Here is a 15,827-nt window from a genome sequence, read left to right as displayed (position 1 = left end):
CTGCCTACCGAAGAGAGATACAGAAGCAGCCTGATGGAGAAAAATGCTATGGCCTGGTCAGCGGAGCGAGTGTCGCTGGAAATGTGCAGATCGTTGCCGTCGGCTGATGGCAATCGTTCAGCTCATGCACACCCCGTGTGCAAAAAGCCGGAGCGCAAGGCGGCGCCCGCAAGAGCCAGCATGGCTCATCGGACCTGTAACACGCCCTACTCCGGCAACGCACTGCCCACTGCATGGCCACTTATACCGTGCCGCTCGCGATAGGCACTGGGCGTCATGCCATACCAGCGGCGGAAGACGCGCTGGAAACTGCCCGGTTCTTTATAGCCGAGCTGCTCGGCGACCCTTTCCAGGCTCATGTTGGCATCCTGCAGCAGGTCCTGGGCCAGGTAGCGACGTTGCAGGTCGACCATGGCGCTGAACCCCCAGCCGTCGCGCGACAAGGTGCGTTGCAAGGTGCGTGGTGTCAGGTGCAAGCGTTCGGCAATGGCGTCGGCGGTGATGTCATGGGCCAGGCCAGACAGCACCGCATCGGCCACCAGCTCCAGCACCGAACCACCGGCGGTTTCCTGGGCATACTCTTCCAGCGCCTTTTCCAGGGCGCGCTGCACGGCCTGGTTGCCTTCCGGGCGCTCGCTGCGCAAGGCCTGCACGTCCATCACCAGCTCATTGTGTGGCTGACCGAAACGCACGGGGATACCGGCGCCCTGGAGCCAGGGCTCCGGGTTGGCAGGTTCGGGGCGGTGCAGGCGCAGCTCGACCAGCGCGCCAGGCGCCCCTGGCAAACTCCTCATGTGCTGGATCTGCCGAAACGCCCAGTAGTCCATCTCTTCCGCCGCCGGCAACAGGCCATGGTTCGGTAGCAGTGCGCTGTACAGCAGCCCATCACGCTCGTATTGACGCAGTTCGAGGTGGCCGGCAACCAACGGCCAGTAATGTTCCAGGGTCTGCAAGGCTGCCAGGCGCGATGGCAGCAACAGCATCAGGTAGCCCAGCCCCAGCAACTGCCCCGGAGCAAAACGCGCCGCCGCGATCCCGATGGCAGGATCGTCGCAGAACGCGCGTACCACCTCCCAGAAACGCCGCACCAGAAAGGCCGGTAAACGCAGGTTGGGCTGGCGCAAACTGGCCAGCCGCACCCCCCAGGCACTCTGCACTTCATCCAGGTCGATGCCGCGGCTTTCGAGCATTTGTACTGCCGCAAGGATTATGGTGGGGCATAACGAGGCCCTATTACGGTGTTCGGGGAAACTTTTTGTCGGCCACTGCCTCATCGACTCCAACGCATTTCTCCCATAGTTCCTGCACCCACCGGTCACCGCCGGCTGCGGCCAATGATAAGGCTGACATCTTGACGCGTCAGCCCATTGATGCTCACGGGCATACCACAACAATTACAACAGGTGAATTGACGGCATCAACGCCATCAACCCGCTGGACGCCTCCGCGTTCAACCGCCCTGGGGTAGAACTCAAGGAAGGCCAGCTGCCGGTCGAGATGCTCAGCTTCAACTATGACCTCAGCGACAGCCTGAGCCTCGAGGGCTTCTACCAGTACAACTTCCGCCCCACGGTACTCGATGGCTGTGGCACCTTCTTCTCGATCAGCGACAACACCCAGGAAGGCTGTGCAATGACCGAAATGCTGATCGGTCCGGCGGGCAACGCCACCACCGATCAGCTCATCGGCGCCCGTGTCTATGCCAGCCGCGCGGGCACCAAACACCCACGCGATACCGGCCAGTACGGCCTGGCAGTGCGCAAGACCATCAGCTCATGGAACGATGCCGAGCTGGGCCTGTACTACGCCAAGTACCACAACCGCACACCGAGCGTTAACGGCACCGTGGTCACCAGCGCTTCCCTGCCCACGGGCACATACAGCACTACCTATGTCGAAGACATCCGCCTCTACGGCATCAGCCTCAACGGTGTGGTCGGCACTACGGCGGTATTCACCGAGCTGAGCTATCGCCCCAACCAACCGCTGAACTACAACGGTTCCGATGTCGTTGCCGTGATTGCCGGAGCCGGCGCCAGCACACCGATCTACAACGGCGTGTCGCCTGCCCTGGGCAGCGAGTTCGAGGGCTATGCGCGCAAGAAAGTCTGGCAGTACAGCCTGGGGGCGACCGACAGCGTGAGCAACATCCTCGGTGCCGAGAAGTTCATCTGGGCCGGCGAAGTCGGCGCCAACTGGATCGACGACCTGAACCCGAACAAGGAGCGCTTCGGCCGCGCCGCCCTGTTCGGCCGTGTGCAGAACAACGGTGCCGCCTGCTTCGCTGCGGCTCCGGGCGGGCTGAACGCGGGCCAGGCAGCGAAGAAGAACGCCGACTACTGCAACACCCACGGCTACTTCACCGGCTTCTCCTGGGGCTATCGCCTGCGTGGTGCGCTTGCCTATGAAAGCCTGATCCCGTCCACCGTCATTACCCCGGCCATCAACTTCCGCCATGACGTGGAGGGCTACGGCCCGAACTTCCAGGAAGGGCAAATGGCAGCAGGCGTCTCGCTGACCTTCGACTACCGCAACAACTACTCGCTGGAGCTGGCCTACAACGACTTCTTCGGCAGCAACAAGTTTTCCACCATCGATGACCGCGACTTCGCCTCGGTCACCCTGAAAGCAAGTTTCTAAGGATCAGCCATGAAGATATTACCTCTCGCTCTGACCCTATTCGCACTGAGCCCACTGGCTCAGGCCAAGCAGAACGACCCGTCGCTGTTCGACACGCAGCTCACCCCCATGGGCGCCGAACGCGCCGCCAATGCCGACGGCAGCATTCCGACCTGGGACGGCGGCATGGCCCCTGGCGCGGCAGCCGTGAGCGCCAATGGCGACTATGCCGATCCGTTCGCGGGTGAAAAGCCCTTGGTCATCATCGACAAGAGCAACCTGGCGCAATACAAGGCAAACCTCAGCCCCGGCCAGCAGGCGATGTTCGCCCGCTACCCCGAGTACCGCATGCGTGTATTCCCCACGCACCGCAGCGCCCGCCTGCCGCAGAAGTACTACGACGAAAACCGCGCCAACCTGAGCAAGGTCGAGCTGACCGAGCATGGCTATGGGCTCAAGAACTACATGTTTGGCGTGCCATTCCCGCAGCCCACCGAAGCCCTGGAAGTCATGTGGAACCACATGACCCGCTTTCGCGCCGGCTCGGTGCGCCGCGAGCTTGCCTCTGCCACCGTGCAGGAAAGGGGTGACTACACCCTCGTTGTCTACGAAGCCCTGAGCGGCTTCCGCGAGAACCTCACGGATGTCGGCCCGAACGACAACATCCTGTTCTACAACCGCATCCTGACCCGCTCGCCGTCGCGTTTTTCCGGTGAGGTCACCCTGGTCCAGGAGCCGCTCAACCAGGTGGCAGAACCCCGCTCCGCCTGGCAGTACATCCCCGGTCAGCGCCGCGTGCGCCGTGCACCGACCGTGGCGTACGACAGCAGCGCCCGCTACAGCTTCGGCCAGGTGACCAACGACAGCGTCGATGGCTACAACGGCGCGCCGGATCGTTATGACTGGAAACTGATCGGCAAGCAGGAGCTGCTGGTCGGCTACAACTCCTACCAGTTGGCAAGCAAGAGCGTGAAGTACGCCGATATCCTCAAGCCCGGCCATATCAACACCGACCTCACCCGCTACGAGAAACACCGCGTGTGGGTGGTCGAGGCCAACCTCAAGCCAGGTGCCCGTCACGTCTACGCCAAGCGTCGCTTCTACCTCGATGAAGACACCTGGCAGATCATGGCGTCGGACATCTACGACAGCCGTGGCGAGCTGTGGCGCAACTACGAGTCCTACATGGTGCAACAGCATGACCTGGAGCTGCCGCTGACCGCCATGGAGGCGACCTACGACATGATCTCCGGCCGCTACGCCGCCAACATGATGACCAACGAAGCGGCGAAACGGATGGAGGTCAACTTCCCCGTCAGCAAATCCGAGTTCACCCCTGCACAGCTCAAACGTCTGGGCAAGTGAGTCAACGCATCCGGGGTCGGATGGCCCCGGTATCTCGCGTCTCGTCAGGAGATTCAACCATGCAACGTTCCACCAAACTCCGCTGGGGCCTCGGCCTCGGTGCTGGCGTCCTCGTGGCCGGCGCCCTGGCCGGCAAGGCCGTACTCGATCACGCTCAGGCCACCGCCCAAGGCTATCTGTTCGGCTATCCACTGGTGCTCATGGAAGTCACCCAGCGCTACATGATCGAAGCCAACAATGTCCCGCTCAACCGGATGCATCACATGCGCCAGTTCCCGGACGCCAGCTTCCGCTCCGTGGTTTCGCCCAACGCCGACACGCTCTACTCGACCGCCAGCCTCGACCTGAGCAGCGAGCCGGTCGTCATGCACATCCCGGATATGCAGGGCCGCTACTACATGATGCCGATCATGGATGCCTGGACCAACGTGTACGCCTCCCCTGGCTCGCGCACCTATCCCGACGGCCCGCGTGACTACCTGATCGCCGGTCCGGGCTGGAAAGGTGAAGTCCCCCCTGGCATGGCGCTGCTGCAATCGCCGACCAACCTGGCCTGGATGATCGGCCGGATCACCAGCAGCGGCCCATCCGACTATGCCGAGGTTCACGCCCAGCAGGACGGCATGAGCATCACGCCGCTCAGTGCCTGGCTGGGCACCGGCGCGCCGAAGCAGGCCGTAGCGTCGTGGCAGCCACCTGCCATCGACAAGCGCGCCCCGGACCAGCAGCTACCGAAATGGTCGTCCACGGAGTTCTTCACCACGGTCTGCAACCTGATGCGCGCCAACCCGCCGCGCAGCGCTGACGCGCCCGCCCTGCAGCAACTGCGTGACGCCGGCCTGCTCACCGATACCTGCACGCTGGACCAGTCGCCACTGCAACAGCTTGGGACCTGGATCGGCTACCGCAAGGTGATCGCTGCGCTGAACGACACCGACAACCTGATCGGCAAGATGCCGTCCTACAATGGCTGGCGCGTTCCTTACGACATAGGCGAATACGGCACGGACTACCCACGCCGCGCGATGGTCGCCAAGTTCGGCCTGGGCGCCAACCTCAACGAGGACGCCATCTACCCGTCCCTGCGCCGTGACACCGAAGAGCGACCGCTGTCAGGTGAATACCGCTATGTGCTGCACTTCGACAAAGCCCAACTGCCAGCGGTAAAGGGATTCTGGTCGCTGACGCTGTACGATCAGAATCAGTTCTTCGTGGCCAACCCGATCAACCGCTTCGCCATCGGCGACCGCGACAGGCTGCACTACAACGCCGACGGCTCGCTCGACCTGTACATCCAGGCCGACGCCCCGACGCAGCCGGAACAAATGGCCAACTGGCTCCCGGCACCAAAAGAAAACTTCAACATCATCCTGCGCCTGTACTGGCCTGAGCAGGCCATTCTCGACAAGAGCTGGCAGCCACCGGCCATCAAGCGCCTCGATTGACGCCCTTGCGCCCCGACTCATCATCGGGGCGTTTTTTTGTGGCCCAAGAAGGCAGCTAAGGACGTTCGACGTTTGCGTTTCATGACGCGCCGACTGGTGGGCTGAAGCCCACCCTACGCGGGTTGCCAGATCTGTAGGGTGGGCTTTAGCCCACCAACTGCGGTGTCCGCAATTGCCTTAATCCGGCCCTTCATGTCGAAACGGCAACGGCCCCTAGCCCTCACTGTGTCCCTGCCAACGTAGCCGGTTTGCTGCCGATAGCCCTGCGGATTAGAGTACGTGACCACCACACGACTGGTTCGTGCCCCCATGCCTCGATCGTCCTTCAATCTCTCCGATGCCGTGACCAGCACCACGCTGGCGACGGTCGTGCGTGCCATTACCACTACTTTGCGCCTGGACTACGGCATCGACCCCATCCCCGTGCTGCGCCATGTAGACATTGCACCGCAGGTTCAGGAAGACAATGAACTGCGCCTGCCGATGATCCGGCTCAAGCCCCTGTGGGATTACTGCGTGGCGCTGACCGGCGACCCGGCGTTCGGCCTGAAGGCCTCCCGCCACCAGTGCCCTTCCGACCTGCACGGCATCGATATCGCACTCAGCAGCAGTGCCACGCTGGGCGAATCGGTGAAGCGCTACATGCATTACCTGATCCTGCTCAGCAACGTACCGCGCAGCGAGCTCTATCAGGACGAACACGGCGACTGGCGCCTGGAGTTCACCCAGATCAGCGGGCCGCTTCCGGCCATGGCCGCGCGTGATTACTTCATGGCGATGCACCTGCGCCTGTTCGAAAAACAGACGGGAGTGCCTGCCGATCAATTCCTGCGGCGCCTGGACTTCATCAGCCCCGACCCCGAGAGCCGCAGCTACTGGTCGAGCATGAAGGTACCCGTCACCTTTGGCCAGGAAAGCTCGGCGTTGGTATTCAAGGCCGAAGCCTGGGACATGCCCTCTCCCGGCGCCAATCCACGCCTGCTCGCCCAGGTCGAACAACCGATCCTGGCCTACCTCGCCGAGTGCGGCATGCCGCTGCCCCTGAGTGCCCTGCGCGCACGTCTGGCCGATATGCTGGGTGGCCCGGTAAGCCTCGAGCAGTTGGCCGAGTCCCTGCAACTGCCCGTCAAAACCCTGCACGACTCCCTCGAACGGCAGGGGCTGAACTTCGCCCGCCTGCTCGACCAGACCCGCGAAGAGCTGACACTGACCTTGCTGAACGACCCCGCCCTGCTGCTCAAGACGGTCGCCAGCCGCGTCGGTTTCAGCACGTCCAGCGGCCTGATCAGGGCCTTCGTACGCTGGCGCGGCTGCACGCCCAACCAGTATCGCCGCCAACTCGAAACGGCCAAGGACGCCTGAGCCTTTCCTCTTGCAGCCAATCGCAAGGCTGAAATCCGTGTACGCAAAAAACATCCTGCAAAGCGGCTCCTCGCGTTGACTCGATTGACGTTCGATGATCAGATGCCCGGCTGTTTTCAGGTGCCCCCTGCCGCCGTGCATGGGGTGAAACGGGAAACCGGTGCGTCATCTCCATGACAAGTCCGGTGCTGCCCCCGCAACGGTAAGCGAGCGATGCATTCGACAGACCACTGTGCTTCGGCATGGGAAGGTGAATGCCTCATGACCCTCGCAAGCCCGGAGACCGGCCTGAGACGTTGTTTGGCAAACCCGCGGTGGGCGGGCGCAGGCCGGTTTCCGTGGGCTTTCTGCGCCTGCGGTTCCCTATGCGTTGTTCCCTCCGGGATTCATTCATTCCTGCATTAAGTGGAACGACATGTCCCGTAATTCCCTGTTCCAGTTCCTGGCGCGCAACTCCCTGCGTGCTGGTCTGACTCCTTTGGTTGCGCTTTCCCTGCCTAGCATCGCGGCTACCCAGGAGCCCGCCGACAAGGTATTGGCCCTGCCCTCGACGGCGATCACCGACACCGCCGACCAGCAGGCCGAACGCCCTGACCTGCACACCCCGCTGCCTGCCGGCTCGCGCTTGGGCCTGAGCGCCCTGAAGACCCCGGCCAGCGTCACCAGCATCTCCGGCGACGACGTACGCAACCGCAACAACGCCACCATCCAGCAAGCCGTGACACGCTCCCCCGGTATTTCCTACATGGGGGCGGTCGGCAATGGCGGGACCGCACTGGCGGCACGCGGCTTCACCGGGCACACCTCGGTCATGCAGCTGTATGACGGCACCCGCCTGTACATCGGCGCCGGCACCGTGACCTTCCCGGTCGACACCTGGTCGGTGGAACGCATCGACGTGCTGCGCGGCCCGGCCTCCGTGCTGTATGGCGAAGGCGCCACCGGTGCGGTCATCAATACCGTGTCGAAAAAACCGTTCAGCGGCGAGATCCGCAACCACCTGCGCGTTGGCTACGGCTCCTATGACCGCCGCCAGACCGCGTTCGACAGCGGCGGCTCGCTAGACGATGCCTGGAGCTATCGTTTCACCCTCAACCAGCAAGCCAGCAATGGCTCGGTCGACCGTGGCGACTCGAAGAGCCTGGCCATCAGCGGCGCCCTGCGCTGGGACGCCAATGACGACCTCAGCTTCACCCTCGCCCATGACTATGGCGATATCGAGCCCCCGTCCTACTTCGGCACGCCCCTGGTCAACGGTCACTACCGTGAGAGCCTGCGCAAGAAGAACTACAACATCGCCAATGCCGATAACCACTACAACGACCAATGGACGCGGCTGACCACCGACTGGCAGATCACTGACGCCCTGAGCGCCAGCAACCAGCTGTACTTCCTCAAGACCAATCGCTACTGGCGTAACGCCGAGACCTACAGCTGGCTGCCGGGTGACAGGGTGGAGCGCAAGGGCTACTACCGCATCAAGCACGAGCAGGAGCAGATCGGCGATCGCCAGACGTTCACGCTGAACCACCACCTGTTCGGCCTGGACAGCAAGACGGCGGTTGGCGTCGATTACAACTCGATCCGTTTCGTGCGTAACCACGACTTCAGCAACACGTCCAGCAGCAGCGTTCCGCTCTCGCAATCCGGTGGTGGCGGTTACCTGAGCAACGCCCCTTACGCACCGGGCGAGCACAGCCAGATCAAGCAGTTCTCGCTGTTCGCGGAAAACCAGACACAACTGTTCGAGCGTCTTTCGCTGGTCAGTGGCATTCGCAAGGACCAGGTGCACCTGGACCGCGACGACCTGCTCAAGAACACCCGCAGCGACCGCAGCCTGAGCGGTGGCAACTGGCGTCTCGGCCTGGTGTTCTCCGCTACGGATGATTTGTCCCTCTATGGCCAGTACGCCACCAGTACCGATGGCGTGAGCAACCTGCTGACACTGGGCGTTGCCGACCAGCAATGGGACCTGACCGAAGCCAAACAGACCGAGATCGGCCTCAAGCAGCAGTTCCTCGACGGCCGCGGCGAGTGGACCCTGGCGGCTTACCATATCGTCAAGAAAAAGCTCATCAGCCGCGACCCGATCAACCCCACCATCAGCCAGCAGGTTGGCCAGCAGTCTTCCGATGGCCTGGAGGCCTCCCTCGAGCTGAACCTGGCTCATGACTGGCGTCTGTCGGCCAACGCCGCCTTCGTGCGCGCCGAGTTCGACGACTTCAACGAGACCGTCGCCGGCGTCGCCTATAGCCGCGATGGCAATCGTCCGTCCAACGTGCCGCGCCGAACCGCCAACCTGTGGCTGAGCAAGGACTTCGGCCAGGCCTTCAGCGCCGGAGCCGGTGCGCGCTATGTCGACGCCCGTTATGCCGACAATGCCAACACCCTGGTCGTGCCCAGCTACACCGTGGTGGACGCCAATTTCGATTGGCATGTACAGCGTGACCTGACCCTGGGGCTGCAGTTGAACAACCTGTTCGACCGCCAATACGCCACCACGTCCGGCAACGCCGGCAGACAGTGGCTGATGGGCGAACCGCGCTCGTTCTTCGTCACCGCTGATTACAGCTTCTGACCGTGCTGCGGGCGCCTCGGCGCCCGCTCTGGAGCCCGTATGTCATCCCTGATGCTCAACGACCTGTCGTGGGCCGCGACCCAGGCTCGCGGCCAGCCGCACTGGTTGCTGCAGAACATCGACCTGCAGGTTGATGAAGGCGAATTCGTCGGGCTGATCGGCCCCAACGGCAGCGGCAAGACCAGCCTGCTGCGCTGCGCCTATCGGTTCAATCAACCGACTGGCGGCAGCGTGACACTCGACGGACAGGACCTCTGGCAACAGACGCCACGCTGGAGTGCGCAACGCATTGCCGTGGTGCTGCAGGAGTTCCCCCAGGAATTCGGCCTGAGCGTGACCGATGTCGTCGCCATGGGCCACACGCCACACAAGGGGCTGTTCGACAGCGACACCGCAGACGATGCTGCCCGTGTCGTGCAAGCCTTGCACAACGTTGGCCTGACCCCGGCGGCACACCACGCGTTCGCCACGCTGTCCGGCGGAGAAAAACAGCGCGTGCTGCTGGCCCGTGCCCTGGTGCAGCGTCCAGGCCTGCTGATTCTCGACGAGCCGACCAACCACCTCGACCCGCGCTATCAACTGGAACTGCTGCGCCATCTGCGCCAGCTGGGCCTGAGTACCCTGGCCAGCTTCCACGACCTCAACCTGGCTGCCGCCTTCTGCGACCGCCTGTATGTCATCGCCGGCGGACGCATCGTCGCCCACGGCACGCCCAGCGAGGTACTGACCGCCGAGCGCCTGCTGCAGGTCTTCGGCGTGCACGCCCTGGTCGACGCCCATCCGCTCGCCGACTGCCCACGCATCACCTGGATTCCCCACCCATGAACACACGTTGTCTGTTCAGCCTGCTGCTGGTCCTGCTCGCCCTGCCCGCCGCCACCAACGCCAGCGAGTACCCGCTGACCCTGCGCAGCTGCGACCGCGAGGCGACCTACAGCAAACCGCCGCAGCGCGCGGTCAGCCATGACATCAACATGACCGACATGCTGATCAGCCTCGGCCTGCGTGAACGCATGGTGGGCTACACCGGCATCACCGGCTGGAAAGCCGTCGACCCGGCACTGGGCGAGGCACTCGGTGACATGCCCGAGCTGGCCAGCCGCTATCCCTCGCTGGAAACCCTGCTGGACGTCGACGCCGACTTTTTCTTCGCCGGCTGGAGCTACGGCATGCACGTCGGCGGCCCGGTCACCCCGGACACCCTGGCGCCCTTCGGCATCCCTGTTTACGAACTGAGCGAGTCCTGCTCACGGATCATGGCCCAACGCTCAGCCAGCCTCGACGACCTGTACCGTGACCTGCTCAACCTGGGGCGAATCTTCTCCGTGGAGCCCCGCGCCGAGCAGCTGGTGGCCGGCATGCGCGAGCAGGTGGCCGCCGTACGTGCACGCCTGGCCGATGTGCACGACACACCCAGTGTCTTCCTCTACGACAGTGGCGAGGACCGCCCCGGTACGTCGGGACGCCTGGGCATGCCGCAAGCGCTGATCGAGGCCGCCGGCGGGCGCAACATCATGGACGATGTCGCGGCCAGTTGGACGCAGGTCAACTGGGAAAGCGTGGTCGAACGCAATCCCGAATACATCCTGATCGTCGACTACGGCTCACGCACCTGGCAGCAGAAGCGTGACTTCCTGCTGCAGCACCCAGCCCTGCAAACCCTCGATGCCATCCGCGAGCAACGTTTCATCGTGCTCTCGTACCTGCAGGTAACACCGTCAGTGGTCAGCGCCGACGCCGTCGAGCTGATTGCCCGTCACCTGCACCCACAGCAATTCGCCGAGGCCCGGCCATGATGCTGATCCGCACGACGGCGGCTTATCGGCTGCTGGTTCTCGGCTTGCTGGGCTTGCTGCTGGTTTCCTGCGTCAGCGCCCTGGCCTTTGGCCCGGCGAGTGTGCCGCTGGGCAACGTGTGGGGCATTCTTGCTCAACAGGTGGGGCTGAACGTCGATGCGGACTGGAGCAAGGGCCAGGAACATATCGTCTGGCTGATCCGCGCCCCGCGGGTGCTGCTCGGCGCCCTGGTGGGGGCCGGCCTGGCGCTGGTCGGCACTGCGCTGCAGGCCGTCACCCGCAACCCGCTGGCCGACCCGCACCTGCTCGGCGTCAGCTCCGGCGCCGCCCTTGGCGCGGTGCTGGTGATGCTCTACCTGGGCGACTTCATCGGCGTGTTCAGCCTGCCGCTGGCGGCCTTCATCGGCGCGGCGGGCAGCATGGTCCTGGTGCTCGCGGTGGCCAGCCATGGCGGCCGCCTGGAAAGTGACCGCCTGCTGCTGGCCGGCGTGGCGGTGTCCTTCGTGTTGATGGCCCTGGTCAACCTGCTGCTCTATACCGGCGATCACCACACCACCAGTTCGGTGGTGTTCTGGATGCTCGGTGGCCTGGGCGCAGCCCGCTGGGAAGTGGTCTGGTTGCCGGCGCTGTGCGTGGTGATCGGCCTGGGCGCATTGCTGGTTCTGGCGCGCGGCCTGAATGCCCTGATGAGCGGCGAGCAGACCGCCGTCAGCCTTGGTTTCAGCGGGCGGCGCCTGCGCCTGCACGTGTTCATCTGCACCTCGTTGCTTACCGGCGTACTGGTATCGCTGTCCGGCGCCATCGGCTTCGTCGGTTTGATGGTGCCGCACATGGCACGCCGCCTGGTGGGTGCCGAGCACCGCCGCCTGCTGCCGGTCAGCGCTCTGCTCGGCGCGCTCTTTCTGGTCTGGGTCGACGTGGCCGCCCGCACCCTGATCGCCCCTGAAGACCTGCCCATCGGCATCGCCACTGCAGCCATCGGCGGGTTGTTCTTCATCATGCTGCTACGACGCAGGCGCTGACCATGACCCCTGACCACTACCAACACGTGCTTTTCGTCGGCCCCGACCTGCGCGACGGCTCGGCCAGTGAAACCTTTCGCCGCCAGTTGCAGGAACTGCGCGGCGAGCAGGCACTGGACGACATCGTCGACACCACCACCGGCTTCGATGAACTCTGGAAAACCGTAGCCGACAGCCTGGGTCGGTACGCTGGCAAGGTGCTGCTGGTCGATCTCGATCCGAGCGCAGACAGCGCCTACCTGGACTGGCTGCGCTGCGAGCTGCAACGCATCGCCGCACCACTGGCCGGCAGCGGCCGACTGTTCGTCAGCGGCAGCCTGCTCGGCCGTCGCGACCTGTCCGCGGCAAACGCCTGCGACGCCATCGACCAGATCAGCGATCACTTGCCTTGCGAAGGCGCCAGCGAGATTCCGGCCAAACCCAACTGGTCACGCATCCCCGCGCACCGTCATCACCTGTTCCTGTGCATCGGTGCTCGCTGCGTGCGGCGTGGCGCGTTGCCGTTGTGGAAACGCCTGCGCCAGCAACTGAACGCCGCCGGCCGCATCGACACGGTCAATGGCGTGCTGATCACCCGTACCTATTGCCAGTTCCCCTGCAACCTGGGGCCTGTGGCAACGGTGCACCCGTCCGGGCACTGGTACAGCATCGTCAACGAGGAGGATGTCGATCGTCTGGTCCGCGAACAGTTGATCGATCACCAGCCGGCCACTGACGTGATGATCGAACACACCTATCAGATCGAATAAACAGCTCAGGTCGAACGCAGGCGCTCGTAGTAGTAAGGCACCTGCAGCAGGGCATAGCGCGCCGCCGCCAGGCGGACCTCGTTGCGCTCCCCGACGAAGCGCACCGTTTCGCTGACCACGCCCTCGTGGCCGTTGACACTCATGGCGCAGGCAAAGCACACCACGCCCTCGCCTTCGGCAAGCCCCGTGTTGGCCAGCACGATACTGGCGCGGGTCTGCTTGAGTGCCCCCACCGCCATCTCTCGCGCCACTTCTTCACTGGTGAGCCCATGCACCTCGATGGTTTGCAGGCTGACGCCCAGCACGCTGTGCTTGGCCTCGGGTGAATACACCACGAAGCCGCTTTCCAGCACGCCACCAATGCCAGAGAAATCACCCAGCAGCGAAGCCATCAACCCGGCCGTACAGGATTCTGCCGTCGTCAATGACAGCTGATATTTACGCAGAAAACTGACGACCTGTTCGATGCGTTGCATGGGGCGTATCTCGGTTACCGTTGAAAGTCTGTGCGCCATCGGAAGTGTCCGGACGGACAAAGTTCAAGTTTCTTCTTGAGGGCCCCCACGGGCCGAATAATGCGGCGCAGTTGACAGCTGCCAGGACAGGGAGTGGTTGAGCAAGAGAGGAGCCAGCCAGGTGATGCGCGGGCGATCCGCCGTATGCCGATTCGGCTCAAGCAGGGCTGGGCCGAAGGGTAATGAATGGCGTGATGGCCATCTGTTGATGGCACGTTCATCGCGCCATAGCCCATCGAATAAACCGCTCTAGGCAGCCGGTACAGGGCCAAATAAAGGCGAAACTTCTGCCCATTCGCAGCGGTCAGGAAAGTAGGACTTGCGCACTGGTAGCGTACGCAGGACCGCCTGTCGCCAAAGCCTCGGGACAGGCCCGCACAGAACGGAGGATGGTATGAGAAGTGCTGGCATAAGTGCTGATGTACCTGTGGCGAATACCGACTGCCCACCCTGTCCAACTCGCGCTTCACACCAACTCGCGCACCTCCCCGGATTCAAGCAGAGCCAGTTAGTCAGAACCGCCGCAAAATCCCCACCCAACCGACGCACCACGCTGATCGAACACGGTGACTATCTACCTGCCGCAGGTCATACGTGATGTACCCGGTCACGCGCAGCCATGGCGCCCTGCTGCAAGAGGATGGTACGACGCGCTTCGCCCTGTGGGCGCCGAACGGTCATGAGGTGGCCGTGGAGTTGGGCGATGGCACACTGCACCCGCTGCGCGAGCATATCGACGGCTGGTTCAGCAACCAGGTGGACTGCGCAGCCGGCACGTCCTATCGCTACCTGATCGACGGTCACCTGCATGTGCCCGACCCGGCCTCACGCGCGCAGGTCGATGACGTGCATGGCTTCAGCCAGGTGGTCGACCCCCACAGCTATGCCTGGCGCACAGCCAACTGGCGGGGACGGGCCTGGCATGAAACGGTGATCTATGAAGTGCATGTGGGACTGCTCGGCGGCTTCGCCGGCGTCGAAGCGCACCTGCCAAACCTGCTCGAGCTGGGCGTGACGGCTATCGAACTGATGCCCCTGGCCGGTTTCTCCGGGCTGCGTAACTGGGGCTACGACAGTGTGCTGCCCTTCGCCCCGGAAAGCGCCTACGGCACACCCGATGAACTGAAAAGCCTGATTGACAGCGCCCATGCCATGGGCCTGATGATCTTCGTCGACGTGGTCTACAACCATTTCGGCTCAGAAGGTAACTACCTCGGGCAATACGCCAGTGACTTCTTTCGCCAGGACCTGCAAACGCCATGGGGGGCAGCCATCGACTTTCGCCGCGTCCAGGTTCGCGACTTCTTCTGCGAAAACGCCCTCATGTGGTTGCTTGATTACCGCGTCGACGGCCTGCGCCTGGACGCGGTGCATGCCATCGTCGACCGCGACTTTCTCGTCGAACTGGCCCAACGCGTGCGCAAGGCCGTGGAGCCTGGCCGGCATATCCACCTGATGCTGGAGAACGAAAACAACGATATCGACCTCCTGCAACATGGGTTCGATGCGCAGTGGAACGACGATGGACACAACGTGCTCTATCACCTGCTGACGGGCGAGCGCGACGGCTACTACGCCGACTTTGCCCAGGAACCGGCACGCAACCTGGCGCGTTGCCTGAAAGACGGCTTCATCTACCAGGGCAGAACCGATCACGGGCGCAACCAGGGCTATTCGAGCGCCAACCTGGAACCCACGGCATTCATTCTGTTTCTGCAGAACCATGGTGTCAGTAATCGCGCCGTGGACGAACGCCTGATCAACCTGGCCGATGAAAATGCCCTGAAAGCCGCCACCGCCCTGTTGCTGCTGGCACCGATGGTGCCGCTGCTGTTCTTTGGCGAAGAATGGGGCTCGCATCAACCGTTACTGTTCTTCAGCAAATTCCAGGACACGCCAACCGAGGCAGTACGCGATACCAGTCGTCATCAGGCCGACCGTGAAGAGCGCCAGCGCCTGATCTCGGCGCAAGCCAACCGCCCCTTGGCGATACCGGATCATGATCCGGGCAACCAGCCTCAACAGCGTCACTGGCGCAGCTTCTATCGGCGCCTGCTGTACCTGCGTCACGCCCAGATCATCCCGCGCCTGCCGGGCACTCGCGCGCTCAATGCGGAAGTTGTCGCCGAGCATGCCGTATGCGCCCTCTGGCGCCTGGGCGACGGTTGCCGCCTGCATATCGATATCAACCTGGGCAACACACCGGCCTGGGTCGGCCCTCAGGCACTGGGCTCGACTGTCCTCCTGGCTCAGGGCGTGGAGCCGGAGGTGTACCGCCAGGGCTCCCTGCCACCCCGCAGTGCGGTGGTGCTGCTAGAAGACCCCGCCTGAACCCGCGACAAATGGCTTTTGGCCATGTTGCGGGTTCAGGACGGT

The 15,827-nt window shown here is 63.5% G+C and carries 12 protein-coding genes and 1 riboswitch; of the genes, 10 read left to right on the top strand and 2 right to left on the bottom strand.

Annotated elements, in window-relative coordinates:
- Positions 1-206: 206 nt before the first annotated feature.
- Entirely contained in the window at positions 207-1,190 is a 984-nt protein-coding gene (locus ACWPW0_RS07735; RefSeq protein WP_454254942.1) for an AraC family transcriptional regulator ligand-binding domain-containing protein, read from the bottom strand.
- A gap of 217 nt (positions 1,191-1,407) precedes the next feature.
- On the opposite strand from ACWPW0_RS07735, the gene ACWPW0_RS07730 reads away from it, so the two are divergent.
- The 9 genes from ACWPW0_RS07730 to ACWPW0_RS07690 all read left to right on the top strand — a co-directional run bounded on the left by ACWPW0_RS07730 (position 1,408) and on the right by ACWPW0_RS07690 (position 12,936).
- Positions 1,408-2,640 (top strand): DUF1302 domain-containing protein, encoded by a 1,233-nt coding sequence (locus ACWPW0_RS07730; RefSeq protein WP_454256711.1) that lies wholly within the window; start codon positions 1,408-1,410, stop codon positions 2,638-2,640.
- Positions 2,641-2,649: 9 nt separating this feature from the next.
- A complete protein-coding gene (locus ACWPW0_RS07725) occupies positions 2,650-3,984 on the top strand; it encodes a DUF1329 domain-containing protein (protein ID WP_454254941.1) in 1,335 nt (444 codons plus the stop codon).
- A 59-nt stretch (positions 3,985-4,043) separates the two neighbouring features.
- Positions 4,044-5,429, top strand: coding sequence for a DUF1254 domain-containing protein (locus ACWPW0_RS07720; protein ID WP_454254940.1), 1,386 nt, complete (start codon positions 4,044-4,046; stop codon positions 5,427-5,429).
- A gap of 309 nt (positions 5,430-5,738) precedes the next feature.
- Positions 5,739-6,791, top strand: a complete 1,053-nt coding sequence (locus ACWPW0_RS07715; RefSeq protein WP_447590653.1) for an AraC family transcriptional regulator ligand-binding domain-containing protein — start codon at positions 5,739-5,741, stop codon at positions 6,789-6,791.
- Positions 6,792-6,892: 101 nt separating this feature from the next.
- Positions 6,893-7,097: riboswitch (cobalamin riboswitch) on the top strand.
- Between the two features lie 109 nt (positions 7,098-7,206).
- Positions 7,207-9,369: a TonB-dependent receptor gene (locus ACWPW0_RS07710; RefSeq protein WP_454254939.1), complete on the top strand. Its 2,163-nt coding sequence runs from the start codon at positions 7,207-7,209 to the stop codon at positions 9,367-9,369.
- A gap of 39 nt (positions 9,370-9,408) precedes the next feature.
- Entirely contained in the window at positions 9,409-10,194 is a 786-nt protein-coding gene (locus ACWPW0_RS07705; protein WP_454254938.1) for an ABC transporter ATP-binding protein, read from the top strand.
- Entirely contained in the window at positions 10,191-11,165 is a 975-nt protein-coding gene (locus ACWPW0_RS07700) for an ABC transporter substrate-binding protein (RefSeq protein WP_454254937.1), read from the top strand. Before ACWPW0_RS07705 ends, ACWPW0_RS07700 begins: the two co-directional genes overlap by 4 nt.
- Positions 11,162-12,187, top strand: coding sequence for a FecCD family ABC transporter permease (locus tag ACWPW0_RS07695; RefSeq protein WP_454254936.1), 1,026 nt, complete (start codon positions 11,162-11,164; stop codon positions 12,185-12,187). The genes ACWPW0_RS07700 and ACWPW0_RS07695 overlap by 4 nt, the downstream gene beginning before the upstream one ends.
- A 2-nt stretch (positions 12,188-12,189) precedes the next feature.
- Complete coding sequence (locus ACWPW0_RS07690) at positions 12,190-12,936, top strand: (2Fe-2S) ferredoxin domain-containing protein (RefSeq protein ID WP_454254935.1); 747 nt, start codon at positions 12,190-12,192, stop codon at positions 12,934-12,936.
- 5 nt (positions 12,937-12,941) lie between these two features.
- On the opposite strand, the gene ACWPW0_RS07685 is transcribed toward ACWPW0_RS07690, so the two are convergent.
- The gene (locus ACWPW0_RS07685; RefSeq protein ID WP_447590641.1) at positions 12,942-13,412 is read right to left on the bottom strand and encodes a CinA family protein; all 471 of its coding nucleotides are present in this window, start codon (positions 13,410-13,412) and stop codon (positions 12,942-12,944) included.
- 636 nt (positions 13,413-14,048) lie between these two features.
- Here ACWPW0_RS07685 and treZ point away from each other — a divergent pair.
- The gene (gene treZ, locus ACWPW0_RS07680) at positions 14,049-15,782 is read left to right on the top strand and encodes a malto-oligosyltrehalose trehalohydrolase (RefSeq protein WP_454254934.1); all 1,734 of its coding nucleotides are present in this window, start codon (positions 14,049-14,051) and stop codon (positions 15,780-15,782) included.
- The last annotated feature ends 45 nt before the right edge of the window (positions 15,783-15,827 follow it).

The organism is Pseudomonas sp. Marseille-Q8238 (assembly GCF_965111915.1).
The sequence above is the reverse complement of the archived record's forward strand: the minus strand, read 5'-3'. Positions and strand labels throughout refer to the sequence as shown.

Excerpts from the sequence above, each read along its gene's own strand:
- ACWPW0_RS07705 (WP_454254938.1), top strand. The coding sequence starts at position 9,409 with ATGTCATCCCTGATGCTCAACGACCTGTCGTGGGCCGCGACCCAGGCT.
- ACWPW0_RS07710 (WP_454254939.1), top strand. The coding sequence starts at position 7,207 with ATGTCCCGTAATTCCCTGTTCCAGTTCCTGGCGCGCAACTCCCTGCGT.
- ACWPW0_RS07735 (WP_454254942.1), bottom strand. The coding sequence starts at position 1,190 with ATGCTCGAAAGCCGCGGCATCGACCTGGATGAAGTGCAGAGTGCCTGG.
- ACWPW0_RS07685 (WP_447590641.1), bottom strand. The coding sequence starts at position 13,412 with ATGCAACGCATCGAACAGGTCGTCAGTTTTCTGCGTAAATATCAGCTG.
- ACWPW0_RS07695 (WP_454254936.1), top strand. The coding sequence starts at position 11,162 with ATGATGCTGATCCGCACGACGGCGGCTTATCGGCTGCTGGTTCTCGGC.
- ACWPW0_RS07725 (WP_454254941.1), top strand. The coding sequence starts at position 2,650 with ATGAAGATATTACCTCTCGCTCTGACCCTATTCGCACTGAGCCCACTG.
- ACWPW0_RS07690 (WP_454254935.1), top strand. The coding sequence starts at position 12,190 with ATGACCCCTGACCACTACCAACACGTGCTTTTCGTCGGCCCCGACCTG.
- treZ (WP_454254934.1), top strand. The coding sequence starts at position 14,049 with ATGTACCCGGTCACGCGCAGCCATGGCGCCCTGCTGCAAGAGGATGGT.
- ACWPW0_RS07720 (WP_454254940.1), top strand. The coding sequence starts at position 4,044 with ATGCAACGTTCCACCAAACTCCGCTGGGGCCTCGGCCTCGGTGCTGGC.
- ACWPW0_RS07715 (WP_447590653.1), top strand. The coding sequence starts at position 5,739 with ATGCCTCGATCGTCCTTCAATCTCTCCGATGCCGTGACCAGCACCACG.
- ACWPW0_RS07700 (WP_454254937.1), top strand. The coding sequence starts at position 10,191 with ATGAACACACGTTGTCTGTTCAGCCTGCTGCTGGTCCTGCTCGCCCTG.